General features: G+C 36.3%; 17 protein-coding genes. 9 read left to right on the top strand and 8 right to left on the bottom strand.

Features of this window, described 5'->3' with window-relative positions:
- The first annotated feature begins 5 nt into the window (after positions 1 to 5).
- Positions 6 to 1,175 carry a MalY/PatB family protein gene (locus BMY13_RS06240; protein WP_092503321.1) on the top strand — a complete coding sequence of 390 codons (1,170 nt, stop codon included), beginning with the start codon at positions 6 to 8 and terminating at the stop codon, positions 1,173 to 1,175.
- A gap of 72 nt (positions 1,176 to 1,247) precedes the next feature.
- On the opposite strand, the gene BMY13_RS06235 is transcribed toward BMY13_RS06240, so the two are convergent.
- Together BMY13_RS06235 and BMY13_RS06230 are read right to left on the bottom strand one after the other, a co-directional pair.
- Entirely contained in the window at positions 1,248 to 1,817 is a 570-nt protein-coding gene (locus BMY13_RS06235; protein ID WP_092492150.1) for a superoxide dismutase family protein, read from the bottom strand.
- Positions 1,818 to 1,898: 81 nt separating this feature from the next.
- Complete coding sequence (locus BMY13_RS06230) at positions 1,899 to 2,078, bottom strand: hypothetical protein (protein ID WP_092492149.1); 180 nt, start codon at positions 2,076 to 2,078, stop codon at positions 1,899 to 1,901.
- A gap of 122 nt (positions 2,079 to 2,200) precedes the next feature.
- Between BMY13_RS06230 and kapB the strand changes: the two genes are divergently transcribed.
- On the top strand, positions 2,201 to 2,596 hold the full coding sequence (gene kapB, locus BMY13_RS06225) for a kinase-associated lipoprotein KapB (RefSeq protein ID WP_092492148.1): 396 nt from the start codon (positions 2,201 to 2,203) through the stop codon (positions 2,594 to 2,596).
- Between the two features lie 35 nt (positions 2,597 to 2,631).
- Here the strand turns inward: kapB and BMY13_RS06220 are convergent, their stop codons facing one another.
- From BMY13_RS06220 to BMY13_RS06210, 3 genes are all read right to left on the bottom strand, one after another.
- On the bottom strand, positions 2,632 to 3,810 hold the full coding sequence (locus tag BMY13_RS06220; RefSeq protein WP_092503319.1) for a cation:proton antiporter: 1,179 nt from the start codon (positions 3,808 to 3,810) through the stop codon (positions 2,632 to 2,634).
- A 6-nt stretch (positions 3,811 to 3,816) separates the two neighbouring features.
- On the bottom strand, positions 3,817 to 4,305 hold the full coding sequence (locus BMY13_RS06215; protein WP_092492146.1) for a cation:proton antiporter regulatory subunit: 489 nt from the start codon (positions 4,303 to 4,305) through the stop codon (positions 3,817 to 3,819).
- A gap of 154 nt (positions 4,306 to 4,459) precedes the next feature.
- The gene (locus tag BMY13_RS06210; RefSeq protein WP_092492145.1) at positions 4,460 to 4,723 is read right to left on the bottom strand and encodes a phosphocarrier protein HPr; all 264 of its coding nucleotides are present in this window, start codon (positions 4,721 to 4,723) and stop codon (positions 4,460 to 4,462) included.
- Positions 4,724 to 4,923: 200 nt separating this feature from the next.
- Here BMY13_RS06210 and deoD point away from each other — a divergent pair, with 200 nt between their 5' ends.
- The 3 genes from deoD to BMY13_RS06195 all read left to right on the top strand — a co-directional run bounded on the left by deoD (position 4,924) and on the right by BMY13_RS06195 (position 6,988).
- A complete protein-coding gene (gene deoD, locus BMY13_RS06205; RefSeq protein WP_092492144.1) occupies positions 4,924 to 5,634 on the top strand; it encodes a purine-nucleoside phosphorylase in 711 nt (236 codons plus the stop codon).
- 120 nt (positions 5,635 to 5,754) lie between these two features.
- Complete coding sequence (locus BMY13_RS06200; RefSeq protein WP_092503317.1) at positions 5,755 to 6,351, top strand: biotin transporter BioY; 597 nt, start codon at positions 5,755 to 5,757, stop codon at positions 6,349 to 6,351.
- A 163-nt stretch (positions 6,352 to 6,514) separates the two neighbouring features.
- Positions 6,515 to 6,988 carry a divergent PAP2 family protein gene (locus BMY13_RS06195; RefSeq protein ID WP_092492142.1) on the top strand — a complete coding sequence of 158 codons (474 nt, stop codon included), beginning with the start codon at positions 6,515 to 6,517 and terminating at the stop codon, positions 6,986 to 6,988.
- A gap of 498 nt (positions 6,989 to 7,486) precedes the next feature.
- On the opposite strand, the gene BMY13_RS06190 is transcribed toward BMY13_RS06195, so the two are convergent.
- Positions 7,487 to 8,185 carry a 3D domain-containing protein gene (locus BMY13_RS06190; RefSeq protein ID WP_281243659.1) on the bottom strand — a complete coding sequence of 233 codons (699 nt, stop codon included), beginning with the start codon at positions 8,183 to 8,185 and terminating at the stop codon, positions 7,487 to 7,489.
- A gap of 270 nt (positions 8,186 to 8,455) precedes the next feature.
- On the opposite strand from BMY13_RS06190, the gene BMY13_RS06185 reads away from it, so the two are divergent.
- Genes BMY13_RS06185 through BMY13_RS06175 form a run of 3 tightly spaced genes read left to right on the top strand, consistent with a single transcriptional unit; the run spans position 8,456 to position 11,788 of the window.
- Entirely contained in the window at positions 8,456 to 9,406 is a 951-nt protein-coding gene (locus tag BMY13_RS06185; protein ID WP_092492141.1) for an AAA family ATPase, read from the top strand.
- Complete coding sequence (locus BMY13_RS06180) at positions 9,406 to 10,593, top strand: DUF58 domain-containing protein (protein WP_092503315.1); 1,188 nt, start codon at positions 9,406 to 9,408, stop codon at positions 10,591 to 10,593. Before BMY13_RS06185 ends, BMY13_RS06180 begins: the two co-directional genes overlap by 1 nt.
- Positions 10,586 to 11,788, top strand: coding sequence for a hypothetical protein (locus BMY13_RS06175; protein ID WP_092503313.1), 1,203 nt, complete (start codon positions 10,586 to 10,588; stop codon positions 11,786 to 11,788). The genes BMY13_RS06180 and BMY13_RS06175 overlap by 8 nt, the downstream gene beginning before the upstream one ends.
- A 129-nt stretch (positions 11,789 to 11,917) precedes the next feature.
- Here BMY13_RS06175 and BMY13_RS06170 read toward each other — a convergent pair whose 3' ends face one another.
- The gene (locus BMY13_RS06170; protein WP_092492138.1) at positions 11,918 to 12,229 is read right to left on the bottom strand and encodes a YuiB family protein; all 312 of its coding nucleotides are present in this window, start codon (positions 12,227 to 12,229) and stop codon (positions 11,918 to 11,920) included.
- 174 nt (positions 12,230 to 12,403) lie between these two features.
- Positions 12,404 to 13,624: an NAD(P)/FAD-dependent oxidoreductase gene (locus BMY13_RS06165; protein ID WP_092492137.1), complete on the bottom strand. Its 1,221-nt coding sequence runs from the start codon at positions 13,622 to 13,624 to the stop codon at positions 12,404 to 12,406.
- A 325-nt stretch (positions 13,625 to 13,949) separates the two neighbouring features.
- Between BMY13_RS06165 and BMY13_RS06160 the strand changes: the two genes are divergently transcribed.
- Entirely contained in the window at positions 13,950 to 14,933 is a 984-nt protein-coding gene (locus BMY13_RS06160) for an NAD(P)/FAD-dependent oxidoreductase (RefSeq protein WP_092503311.1), read from the top strand.
- The last annotated feature ends 132 nt before the right edge of the window (positions 14,934 to 15,065 follow it).

Here is a 15,065-nt window from a genome sequence, read left to right as displayed (position 1 = left end):
TTACAATGGGAATATTTGAAAAAGTTCACGACCGTAAAAATACACGTTCAGTAAAATGGGATATGCTGAAACCTGTATTCCAGACAGAAGATGTCCTGCCAATGTGGGTAGCTGATATGGATTTCCAAGCCCCACAAGCTGTAAACGATGCATTAAAAGATCGTGCTGATCACGGTATTTACGGATACACCATTATTGACGACGATGTGAAAGACTCAATCATAAACTGGGTTACGAAGCGACATGATTGGGAAATCAACTCAGACTGGCTTTCATTCAGCCCGGGTGTCGTAACAAGCTTGCATATGGCGATTCAGGCATTTACTGAGCCAAATGATAAGGTTTTGATCCAAACACCTGTATACACGCCATTTTACAGTGTAATAGAGACACATAACAGAGAAGTTGTTAAAAACCCACTTCAACAGAAAGATAATTATTACCATATTGATTTCGATGACTTTGAAAATAAATTAAAGCAAGGGGTTAAGGCATTTGTTTTATGCTCCCCACATAATCCTGTAGGTCGTGTTTGGACAAAAGAAGAGTTACAGGAAATGGCACGACTTTGCCTGAAATATGATGTATTAATTTTATCAGATGAAATCCATGGGGATCTCATTTACCCGAACGAGAGGCATATTCCGATAGCATCACTTTCTGATGAAATCGCCGACCAAACAATTACTTGCATGTCTCCATCAAAGACGTTTAATCTTGCCGGACTGCAAGCATCGTATGTTATCACTACAGATAAGGAAAAGAGAGATACACTAAACAAACAGTTGAACAGTCAAGGGCATCATATGCTAAATACAATGGGTAATACAGCAATGGAGGCTTCTTACTTACATGGTGAAGAATGGCTAGATGAACTAAGGACTGTACTAAAGGAACATCAGGAATATGTAACAAAACAGTTTGAGGAAAATACCGATGTTCTTAAAGTCATCCGTTCAGAAGGTACTTATTTACTTTGGATTGATTGCAGTGCCATGAAAATGGACAGCGAACAACTAAAGAAATTCATGATTGAAAATGCCAAAGTTGGACTTAATACAGGTACTGATTATGGCGAAGAAGGAAAACCATTCATGCGCATGAACATTGCATGCCCTAGAGAAACGTTGGAAGAAGGAGTTAAACGGATAATAGATGCTGTGAATAAATTATAAAAAAATTGCTCTCTCAACTAATGTTGAGAGAGCAATTTTTTATTACAATTAGCCAAAAACACTAATAAACTTTTATTCCTCTTGCTTTTCATTAAACTTAGTAGGGTCTGTCGGAGCCTCTTTTGTCTCATTGGGCTCTTTTAATATTTTGCCACATGCTATCCTTGCACCGGAATTTCCACCAGGCTGACTTACCCCATCATCCTGCCCTTCATGAATAATTAAGGATGTCCCTTCGCCTTTAAGAATAGATTTTTTCCCTTCCATAATTGTTGCACCAGCAAGCATTAATTCAGCTTTAACAAGCCCACCAGAATCTGCTTCAATATTTGGTAAATCACCTAAATGAGATCCTTCTGGATGCATTAATCCGTGCTCTTTCCCATCTGGATTGAGGTGATTTCCAGCACTAATAAATTCAGGTCCCTCACATTTAGGATACTCATGTACGTGAATTCCATGATACCCAGGCGCTAACCCCTCAAGCTTAAGTTTTACTTGTACACCCTCAGGCCTTTCCAATAACTTTGCTGTACCGATCATATCCCCAGATGCGTTGTACATGTCAACGGTTCTTACCGTTTCTTCATTTGATTGACATGAAGCTAGAATAAGTAATAATACTATGATGAAAACCCTCATGAACGCTACTCCTTTACAGACGCTTTACTAAAAGTATCTGCAATTAAGCAAAAATTAAACGAGCCTATTTTAATAAGCTCGTTACTCTTTATCGTCGAAAGACTTTTCTTGATATTGTTCATTAAACTTTTTCTCTTCTTTTTTAGACACTTTGTAGAAAAAGTACATAACCACTGCGGCACCAATCATAAAAATGACTAGCTGTATAATAGCAGGAATATATTCAGTTTTATCTTCTGGAAAATATAAAAATTCCATCATTGCTGCTCACATCCTTAAATTATAGTATATCACTTTTAAATACCCAGCTAAATAGAAAAAACCTTAATGATTGCTCAAGCGACTAATATTTTGGCACAATAGAGTAAAGGGAGGCTAGTAAAATGACAACAATTACTGTTGGAGATACAGTACGTGCTAATTATAATTCAGGAAAATACATAGGAGAAGTAATGGAAGATCGTGGCAAACGATTTTTAATTAAAGTTCTTGCAGTTGAGAAACATCCAATGCAAGGCGACCTTCATAATCCTGGTCAAGTGGATGGCGTATTTTTTCATGAGCGAAAGGCTCTGGCGCATTATGAAAAAATGAATGTAGTTAAATCAGCTGTACATCCATTTGAAGGAGAAGTACCTGATTACAATCAATCATTACATGAAGCAATTGATAATCAAAAGCAAAAGCTTGCCTTAAAAGATTCAGAGTTCAATCAAAAGGCACTGGAATGGATAAAAGGATTGGAAGAAAAATATTATACCAAAAGCTATTATAAATAGCAGGCAGTCTCACAACTATTGTGAGACTGTTTTTATTACGCAGTAGGGACTTTCAGGTTTTTCTTTTTCTTCTCTGGTTGCCCATAAATTTTCCTTGTTATTTTGGGAGCATAATTAAACAGAACCATCCCTAAAAATGCTGTTATTACGATATAAACACCGCTGAAAATTTTAATCGATCCAACAGCAACTCCTGCAATAACAACTGAAAATTCCCCTCTTGCACACAGGGATAAGCCCGCGCGTAATGCTACACGCTTTGACAAACCATATAACTTTCCGCCAACAATCCCGACTGTTATTTTAGCTACAATTGACCATATAATCAGCACAATTAGCAGTACTGGCATTGGAACGCCTTGACCTAAATCAACTGTTGTTCCAAAATAGACAAAGAATGTTGGTAATACAAGATTCTTAATTGGGGATACCGTACCTTCAATACGATCAATTTTACCAATTTCAGCTAGCATAACACCGGCTAAGAATGCACCCAGCACTTCGGATAGACCCAAATATAATGCCAATCCACCATAGGAAACTGCGATCCCCACTAATAAAGCAAATTTGAAATCTTCATCATCGATACGCTGCAGAAACTTTTCAAAATGCTTGAATAACGTTTTTCCTAAGATAATTGCTACAAGTGACAAACCAACAATTTTCCCTAACAGTATTGCAAAATCCAGACCACCAAAAGCGTCTCCTGAACTCATTGCGATTAAAATGGCGACTACTATTGGCGCTACTAAGTCTTCAAAAATTAATATACCTAAAATATACTCCGTCTCTGAGTTTGCCATCCTACCCTTATCATCAAGCAGTTTCGCTGTGATCGATGAACTTGTCGCATATGTAATACCACCAATGAGAAATGCTGTGAACCAGTCCATGCCAAAGCCAAATGCAATTACAGTAGATACACCAAGGCTTAGAATTACATCCAAAAGACCTGAACTCCATATTTTCTTAGCTATTCCGCCTAATCGTTTTGTACTGAATTCCAACCCAAGTACAAAGAACAATAAAACGATGGCAATTTCACTGGAGAAATGTAATATTTCATTTCCTTCCAAAAATTCAGCGAACGAAACACCTAATAAAATATACAATATTACGTTAGGAAACCTTATTCTGAATCCGATAAAACCTAACACAAATATACCGAGTAATACTATCCCGGCACCTAATAATGTTGGAAGATCAGTGAACAAAACTCATCATTCCTCACCCTTACATAGCTTTGATAAGGTGGAAATCTGATCTTCTTTTCCAACCGACATCAAGATATCACCTGGTATTAATGTTGTGTCTGCTTCAGGTATCGCAGTAACATCATCACCATGAACAATTCCAATTATAGTTGCACCACTTTTATTACGAACATCTGATTCTTCAATTGTCTTATGTGCAAGTGAGGATGCCTCTTCTAAAGTTATATAATCAATAATAATCTGGCGTTTAAACATACGCATCTTATCAATACCAACAGGCTGATAGGTTGCACCAAGTAATTGAGCAGCAATTTCTCTCGTTTCATCCGGTGTAAGATCCATAGCAAAATCTGCTTCATCACTATCAGCGTCATCAAAGAAATATAGCTCTCTTTTACCTGTATGGTGGACAATAATTACCAGCATGTCATCTTCTGCAGTCTTCATTGAAATTTTTTGACCAATTCCAGGAAGCTGGGAAACAGAAATGTTCATTTAAGTCACCTCTTCTTAATTGTTATAATTATGTGGCTAATCGCCAGATTCAGTGGCGAAAGTTGTAGTTGCACTTATACTTATTTTTGAAAATTCCATATATTCCATCAGTGTAAAATAAAAAGCTAGAGAATAGAATCCCTAGCTCGATTAATTATTCACCTAAATGTTCTTTAAGTACTTCTGTTACACCTTTAATTGCTTCGTCTTCATCGCTTCCTGTTGCAGAGATTTTCACTTCTGCTCCTTTAGGAATTCCCAATGACATAACACCCATAATCGATTTAAGGTTAACACTTTTTTCATTATATGAAATTTCAACCTCTGATTCATATTGTCCAGCCTTATTTACTAATAGTGTAGCTGGACGTGCATGTACACCAGTATCTGCTGTAATTGTAAATGATTGTTCTTGCATTATAACTCATCCTTCCAACAATAATATCCTTTATTATGTATCTCCATTTTATGAAATACTTAATTACATTATATACAATTATTATCTCGATTGAAACAAAAAAGCAATAATTACCGATTTATTTCACTTATTTGTTTTTGTATATCCATTATGATAACGTTACTTTTGTATCATTATCTAATATAGGAGGAAACATTCACATGAGTGTGCATATTGGAGCAAATAAAGGCGATATTGCTGATAAGATTTTATTACCTGGTGATCCCTTACGAGCAAAGTTTATTGCAGATACGTTCCTAGAAGACGTGACACAATATAATAATGTGCGAGGAATGTATGGATATACAGGAACTTACAAGGGTGAGCGTATATCTGTTCAAGGAACAGGAATGGGTGTACCATCCATCTCAATCTACGTAAACGAATTAATCCAAAGTTATGATGTTCAAAAATTAATTCGAGTAGGTACGTGTGGCGCCATTCAAAAAGATGTTCAAGTCCGGGACGTAATTCTAGCTCAGGGAGCAACAACTGATTCGCAAATGAATCGGATGATATTTAATGGTATTGATTATGCACCATTAGCTGATTTTGATTTACTAAAGAATGCATATGATGTAGGTATTAATAAAGGCATGAATTTACGTGTAGGAAATGTATTTACCAGCGATACATTTTATCGTGACAACGCACAAGAGTTAAATGAATTATTGGCTAAGTATAAAGTGCTCGCAATCGAAATGGAAACAACAGCATTATATACACTTGCCGCCAAGTTTAATCGCCAAGCCCTTTCGGTTCTGACAGTTTCTGACCACATCCTTACTGGCGAGGAAACTTCTTCAGAGGAGCGACAAACAACATTTAATGAAATGATGGAAATAGCACTTGATGCAGCGATAAAAGAATAACTGAACACAGCCTTTCAATTATGAGAGGCTGTTTTTTAACTTTATATGTTAACCAATATAAATTATAGTTGACAATGGAAGTCTATTTTTATATTATCTATATTGAAGGGAGCGATCGAAGTGAAAAGTTTACGTCCTATTGATCTAACATTCGGTGCAGTATTCGTATGTCTAATGGCTGTGGGAGCAAACATATCGGTGTGGTTTCCGATGCTAGCAGTTCCAATTGGAGGCGCGTCTGTACCATTATCACTCCAAACATTCTTTGCAATTCTTGCAGGACTAATGCTCGGAAAAAAATTAGGCAGTACCTCCATGATTACATATATTTTGGTTGGTGTGGCCGGAGTACCAGTCTTTGCAAAGATGTCTGCAGGCCCCATGGCGCTTGTCTCCCCTACTGGTGGTTTCATAATTTCATTTGTATTCATAGCATTTTTTGTAGGTTTCATTGCAGAGTTCAGCAGAAAACCATCCATTCCAGTGTATACGGTAGCAGCTCTTGTTGGTTTAATAATTAATTATGGAATAGGTGTAAGCTATATGTATGTTGCAATGAATACATGGCTTGAACTACAGATTTCTTATCCAGTAGCATGGATTGGTATGATTCCGTTTCTCGTAAAAGACACTGCTCTGGCATGTTTATCTGCTGTATTTATGGTAAGTTTGGCTAAGCGGGTTCCATCAAGATGGACTTCCGTTGCAAGGACATAATACGTGAAAGTTTGGCAAGGATATTCCTTATGGAGTATCCTTTTTAATTAAATGAAATGTTTCTACATATGTGATAAAATTACAAATTATAGTCTTTAAAACTTTACCACAACCGATTCATGACTAGTAAAGTTAAAGCAACAGAGAGGATGTTCACACATTCATGGGTTTCTTTGCAAATTTTCCATTATGGGCAGCATTGTCTGCAATTGTTTTTGCACAGGGGGTAAAAGTCCCTATTCGCTTCTTTGTGACAAAAGAATTCAAACCTGGTTTAGCCTTTAGCAATGGTGGTATGCCCAGTAGTCACTCAGCAGCAGTAGCAGCATTAACCACCGGTGTTGGAATTTCAGAAGGAGTTCCCTCCACTATGTTTGCTATAGCATGTGTCTTCAGTATTATTATTATGTTCGATGCCTCAGGAGTACGCAGGCAAGCAGGAGAACAAGCGATTGTTTTAAATCAGCTAGTTAAGGACTTTCAATATTTTATGGACGGGGCAAAGGACTGGAGTAAAAAGGAAGATTATGAAAAGCGTAAGGAGTTAAAAGAGTTGCTGGGACATCAGCCAATCGAAGTGTTTTTCGGTGGCTTATCAGGGATCGCAATTGCATTTATAATTTATCAATTATATTAAGACTTTTTCATAAAATTTTATCCCTCACAGCTAATTTTTAGAATAAAGTGAGCATAACCCAGCGCAGGAAATACACGAAGACTCCTGCGGGAGGAAAAGCTTCGGCGAGAGCCGCCCTAAGGTGCGCGAAGTTTATTCCAGAGCGGTGTCATAGCACTCAAGTATTTTTCCGCATTAAGTCACCATTTATATCAACTAATTCTTAAGATTCAGTGCTTGGGCCTATTTTAATAAACGTCCACAATAGAGCATTAGTTTGCCGAGCAATTTGCTTCATAAAGTCATAGTGAAATAAAGAGTTATTGCAATCGTTATGTAGATTGAATGCTTTCCATGCCTAGCGTGGCGTATGAGGTTTCAGAAAGGAGCGATTACGCCATCAATACATATAAAGACGATAGTAAATTCATATAAAAAAGCAGTTCAATTAAGAGTACAAATTGCGTTTTTGTATACCGTAACTGAACCACTTTATAAAGGGGAAACTTCTGTTTTGATTTAACTTTTGGTTATTTGATTCCTGAATACCTGTAATGCTTCATTTTCATTTAATTTGTTCAATTCTTTTTCTGTTAACTTACCATCGCCACGTTCAATGATGTATACCTCTACTTGCTTTTTACCCCACTCTGAATAGACATCTTCCACTGTTTCATAATAAAGATCGATTTTATTTCCGTTAATGGCTCCACCTTTATCAGCAACAACACCATATCCATAACCTGGGATAAACATAACAGTACCAATCGGATAAACACTTAAATCAGCAGCAATAGTAGAGTATAAGTCTCGTTTAACGGTTACACCAGAATACGTTACTCCATATTGCGGATGATCAGGAGTCTTCCCAGTTGATTCTACACCAGCAGTATAGCCAGTTGCTACAACAGTACTACTAGGAAACTGCTTTTCAATGAATTCCTCACTATATTCTTTCAGTGTTTTTGGGCCTTCTACTTGCTCGCTTGAAATATATCTTTTCTGCTGTTTAGCAACATTTAGTTTCTTCTCTTTTAATGCAGTCTGCCTATTTTTGGCTGTACCATTTGCATCTTTATAAGAAACTTCAGCTCCATCTGCAACCCACGCATGTACATCTGTGATTGTGATATTTGAAATAGACGATAATGTTACAAAAAACGCTCCCAGGAATAATAGAAACATACTAGTTCTGCGAAAAATTTTAGTTTTAGTCACTAATAACACCTTTCTGGTAGCATGCTAATTTAATATAACAGTTTTAGGCACGATATACCCTACCTCAGCAAACTGCATCCTCAAATAGCTACCTATCTTGACAGTGTTACCAAAAAACAAGTTATTATACACATAAACTAATGAAAAATAATGAATTCTATTAAATATTCAAAAAAGTAGAAAGCATTTTTTTTAGAACTCCCATTGAGTGTATTATGTGTGATAAAATAAATTGTAAGATTATTAGCTAAATGAAAAGGAGCATCATATTTGGAAGCTTACCACAAACTCACACTGGCAAAAGAAACGATTAACCATGTAATTTTAGGACAAGAAGACGTTATAGATTTACTGTTTACAGCACTCTTGAGTAATGGACATGTCATACTCGAAAGTATTCCAGGATCGGGTAAAACTAAATTAGCAAAAGCATTCGCTAAAATCTTTGACGGCGAATTCAACCGTATTCAGTTTACACCTGACGTGCTACCTAGTGATGTAACGGGGATCAGATTCTTCAATCCAAAAACACAGGAGTTTGAATTGTTAACAGGTCCTGTCAAAACAAACATTTTATTGGCTGACGAAATAAACCGAGCAACACCTAGAACACAATCAAGCTTGCTTGAAGTCATGGAGGAGCACCAAACGACAATCGATGGTACAACAATAAAAATCCCTTCACCTTTTTTTGTTATTGCTACTCAGAATCCCATTGAGTCCAATCATGGAACATTCCCATTACCTGAAGCTCAACTTGACCGCTTTTCATTGAAAATTACTCTGGATTATCCAACGTTTGAACAAGAAAAGGAAATTTTATCAAATCAACGCCTAAGTGACCCAATAGAAGAAGTCACGTCAATTCTGTCAATAGATGAGATTATTTTATTACAGCAAGAAGTACGACATGTTGATGTTTCAAATGTTGTAATGGATTACTTATTGCAACTCGTCCATAAAACTAGGGAGCATAAGGATATTGAACTTGGTGTCAGTTCACGAGCTGCATTAGCTTTAATGCGTGCCGGACAAGCTCGCGCATTTATAGACGGTCGTGATTTTGTCACCCCTCAGGATATCAAATCTATTGCAAGATATGTTTTCGAACATCGTATTATACTATCCATGGAAGGTGCAATACGTAATGAAAAAACAGAAGTCGTGCGAGAATTAATTCAGTCTATTGAGGTACCTGTTGAAGCGAGGACAACAAGATAATGCAATGGAAAATAGTAAAAACAACAGAAAACGAGGTTTACCACCAACTAACATTAGCATTTCTCCTTTTGCTGACAATCGTCAGTCTATACCTTGATAGACCTCTCGTATTTTTGTTGGTTGGTATAATCGCTATTTATTATCTTGGATTGCATTTATATAATCGTCAGATTGGGAAAAATTTAACTCTGGAGATTCCCGAGCAATTCAAGAAGGCATTTCCCAGTGAAACATTAAACCTATCAATTAAGATAAAAAATAACTCACTGCTCCCTTATTTAAATGGATATATATCCTTTAAAATGAAAGATCACGTTTTGAATGAGGATTATTTGCAAACAACCTGGAGGGGCTTAAATTATTACCAAATCCCTGTTTCACTCCCTGGGAAAAGTGAAGTATCATTAACAATCCCATTTAAGACTGTAAAGCGCGGTGTTGGTCGTCTTAAAGAATTCAATTTTACATTTTCCCACCTGCTAAGTTTTGAACAATTGATGCTATATCCTTTAGAAAAGAATTTTAATGAACTGATTGTCTTTCCTGAATTACAAGAAGTAAGTAAGCTGCGAGAAATACGGAACCAAAACCCTGGTACGAGTGTTACAATTCATTCTCCATATGAAGACGTCCTGCAGCCTTTGGGAACAAGAGATTATGTAACTTCTGATCCGTTTCAGCGAATTCATTGGAAAGCAAGTGCCAAGACACAAAAGCTGCAAACAAAAATATACGAACGAAACCGTTACATCGCCTGGACGATTATAATTAACATATCCGAAAGAAGTTCGTTGGGTAATTTATACACAAGTCCAAAACTGGAAAAGATCTTATCTGAAGCAGCGTACATAACCCGTAATATTATAAAAGACGGTCATGAAGTAGAAATCTATCTGAACAGTGATAGTCTTGTTCATTTACCTGAGGATCATGACATCCGACACTTGAAGAAAATTTTGGAACTGCTGACTCGTGTTGGTAATGGAAGTTTGATAATTCCAGTAAAAAATATTTTGTATCGTCTGCACCAGTCCCAAACAAAATCGCGGCTGATAATAATGATTGGAGAAAATGATGAATCGAATAACTACTATATTAATAAGCTAATCAGCCAAGGTAATCACCTATTCCAAGTTAATGATTCTCATATTATTCCAGTCACAAAAGGAAATGATATGTATGGATAATAACAATCGTATAGTCAAGTTCATGCAATTATTTTCGGAATCAATAATGTTTTACTTTATACTAATTCCTATTTTCACTTTTACCCAAGACCCATATCCATTTTGGAGCTATCTGCTTATTACAGGGCTAACTTTAATTTCACTTGATATTTCCCTGCGGATGATAAAAAACTACGCAGTTTATGTACCGGTTATAGCATTAGCTTTTTCGTTCATGAATTATATTTTTAGTTATCCAATGCTTACAATAGCACTTTGGCTAGGATTTATTACTTGGAGATATGCTCATACTGAAAGGAATGGTCCATCCGACAATCAGTTCACAATCCTAAATTTAACTTTCGTTATGTTTTTTCTTGAATTCATGTTTATTAATCATCCCAACCTTATATGGTTTGGTATTTTACAATTCATTATTATTCTTTGTGGGTATTGGCTGAAGCTGATGAACAATATGGAAAAACATAGTAAACTAAAGACAATTTTAACGTTTAGCACCTTCGGAATACTTCTTTTAGCTGGAGGTATAATTACTTATGGCCTTTATCCATTAACCAAAGGGCTTATCAGCTTTATTTTGTCAGGCGTTGGTTTCTTGTTCCAATATATCGTGTTCGGTATTGTTAATATGGCGAACTTTTTAGGTCTTGACTTTCGATTTTTGCTCAATCTTGTGGATGAAAAAACCTTTGATCAAGCGACAAGCAGTTTCAAAGAAAATATGGATGAATTGGACGAAATGGCTAATACTGACAGTTCCTACGATGGCGGGATGGAGATTATAAATTGGTGGACTATTATAATTGCACTAGCCTTACTTATTCTTATCGCAATTTTTCTTTTCAGGAAAAAAGTTGTTCAAGAAAATGTCCCTGATGGAAAGCAGAGCAGCATCTCAATCGTTACTCCGCTTATGTCCTCCCCCGATAGTAACAATGGCTTACGGAAGTACTTCTCATCCTGGAAAACAGTAAATCCTTTGAGAAGAAAAGTACTCAAGCTTGAACAGAAAGCATATACGAATGGATTGGGGAGACAGCCTTCAGAAACAATTGAGGAATGGTTTTCCCGTCTGCATATAAATCCTTCTTATCTTGATTTATATCAAAAGATCAGATATGGAGATAAGAATCTAACTCATAAAGAAAAAGAGAGATTTATTCACCTACTGGATGAATTAATGAGCAAGATTTGAAAACTTGGCTTATCGCCACTCCTTAGTATAGATAAGCCTTAGTTGCACTAGTGTAGAAATATTCTTCTAACTGATAAAAAAAGCGTTAACCCATTGAAGATATAGGGTTAACGCTTTTTTTACTATACATTAAAACATTTGATAGCCACTCTTACGTAAAAATCGAATAACAATTCCTGATACGATTGTCCCCAGAAAACCAGCTCCCAGAATACTAATATCAGCAGCTGTTATATCCATTAATTTAGAAAATGCTATTGAAAAAGAGCCACCTGGATCTTTAAAATATTCAAGTGATGACATATCATCAACTATCATCAAAACAATAACCGGATAAATAAGTGCCATTAACCAAGTTCGTCTTAACAACATATTTAAAATAAAGGCCAGTCCAAAAAATATCACAAAGAACAATAATATAGAAACTACAAACTGTATCACCGTTGTATCTCCCTTCACACTTTCCATACAAAAACTATTTTATAACAAACCAGCAGAAAAGCAAAGGCATCACATTTGCCTTTGCTTGGCAGTAGAAAAGTATAGATACTTTCCTACTGCATAAGTGCAACTACTGCTTTGCGATAAGCCAAGTTTTTCATTTGTTCTTCTAATCTAGTAAAATATATTAAATTTTCCTTTTCTTATTAATAACCCTGGCCCTCCCAATTTTAAGAGATAACGGTTATCAATGACTTTTTTCATAACTGTTGCACTCCAGCCGAATATTTTGCGCTGGTTTAGCACAACTCCAATAGCATCCGTATGACCAAGTGAAGCTACTGTCCCAAGAATTTTCGGCTCAAAAGCTTCTAGTTCATCTTTTCCTTGAACTAAGGACTTTACATTATGTGCAACAATTCCAGATTCCTGAATTGCTATTTGTGCTGTTGGAGGATATGGCCTTCCAGTTTCTTCGTTCATAATTAGTGCACAATCACCAATAACAAATACATCATCATAATCTGGTGCACGCATATCCGGACGTACTTCTGCTTTTCCACGATTTGTCTGAAACCCTGAAGCTTCAACAATTGAATTAGCACGAACTCCGGCAGCCCAAACTGTAGTCTGAGTCGGGATTTCTTCGAGTTTATCATCCTTCTGGTAAACAATACTGTCTGGCTTACATTCTTTTAACATTGCACCAGTGATAAATTCAACACCTCGTGACTCCAAGGAGTTCATAGCATATTCTACGAGCTGTGGATCAAACCCTGGTAATACAGATGGTGATCCTTCTACATTAATGACGCGTACAAGTGCTTTGTCTATATCGTATTCATTACAAAGCTCTGGAATACGGTTTGCTAATTCACCAACAAATTCAATCCCTGTAAATCCCCCACCTCCAACAACAATATTGAGACGGCCTTGATTCTTTTCTTTTTCATTATGATACATTGCGAAATTATACTCAATATGTTCTTTTATTAGTCGGGCACTGTTTATGTTTCCAATCGTAAATGCATGTTCTTCTAGTCCTGGAATTCCGAAAGTTGCTGCTTCAAAACCAAGACCAAGGACCAGAATATCATAATCTAACACACTATTTTCCAATTTCACTTTTTTTTCATCAGGCTTAATAGAAACAACTGTATCTTCTATAAAATTGACTTTACTCATATTAACAACATCTTTAACCGGAATTCGTGTACGATCATGATGCAAAGTTCCAGCTGCGTTTTCATGCAACCAAGTTGATTGGTAATGATAGTCATTTTTATTTACAAGCGTAATAGTAGCTTCATTAATGTTTAGTGACTTCTGCAATTTTACAGTAGTCATCATTCCCCCATAACCTGCACCTAATATGACGATATTTGGCTTGTTCATCTCTCATCACTTCCATTTGAATTATTTCGATACGTATGTGACTTATTTCACGTAAATAGACATTAGAAAACTTGGCTTGTGGCCAAGTGCAAATAGTTTATTTCATTTATATAACTTTTGTTACACGATTGTAATATAAAATATCTATTGATTATATTAGATGTTTTTTCGACAATTTTCAACCTTTATTTTTTATTTATAAAAATTGTATTTTTCAAACTATGTTAAAGTATCCTTGCTTGTGTGCATCAATACACATATAATAATTGTTTATGATAATATAGGAATGGTACACATACACGAAAAAGATAAATGGGGGATTTCCATGTCAGATAAAGTATATGACGTAACAATTATCGGCGCTGGACCTACTGGCTTATTTACTGCCTTTTATGGTGGGATGAGACAAGCTAGTGTTAAGATAATTGAAAGCTTACCACATACTGGCGGGCAATTAACTGCCCTGTATCCAGAGAAATATATATATGATGTTGCAGGTTTTCCGAAGATCCGTGCACAAGACCTGGTAGACAACCTTGAGGAACAGGCAAATATGTTTGATTCAACAATTGTTCTTGAACAGTCCATAAATGAAATTGAACGTATGGAAGATGACACATTCAAGCTGATTTCAGATAAGGAAGTCCATTATACCAAAACAATCATTATCACAGCAGGCAATGGTGCATTCCAGCCACGTCGCCTAAACGTTGGAGATTGTGATCAATTTGAAGGCGTCAATTTGCATTACCATGTAAAAGATATGAATCAATATAAAGATCAAAACGTCATGCTGCTGGGTGGTGGCGACTCAGCTGTCGATTGGGCATTAATGCTTGAACCAATAGCTAAAAAAGTAAGTTTGGTGCACCGTCGTGACAAATTTAGAGCACACGAACATAGTGTAGAAAAATTAATGGATTCAAATGTTGATATTTTGACACCTTTTGTTCCAACAGCTATTACAGGTACTGAAAAAATTGACAAAGTTACATTGGAAGAAGTAAAAGGTTATAAATCAATAGACATTGATGTCGACTCCGTTCTATGTAACTATGGATTTGTATCAACACTTGGTCCAATTAAAGATTGGGGATTGGAAATAGAGAAGAACAGTATCGTTGTTAACTCGAAAATGGAAACCAATATTCCAGGGATATATGGTGCCGGAGATATTACTACTTATCCAGGCAAAGTAAAACTAATCGCCACTGGATTCGGTGAAGGTCCAACAGCCATAAACAATGCAAAACAATATATCGATCCGAAAGCCCGAATTCAGCCAAAGCACTCAACAAGTATGTTTTAAATAATAAGCCTAAACACCTTATGAACGTGTTTAGGCTTATTTTTTTGAAAATCCTGAAGATGATCAACCATCATCCTGGAGTGAATGCTACCCTCCATTCTGGGAAGACTTTATTTTCGCTCACCGGACACA

The sequence above is a fragment of the Virgibacillus subterraneus genome, assembly GCF_900110695.1.
Lineage (GTDB): Bacteria > Bacillota > Bacilli > Bacillales > Amphibacillaceae > Lentibacillus > Lentibacillus subterraneus.
This window is presented reverse-complemented; position numbering and strand designations above follow the sequence as displayed.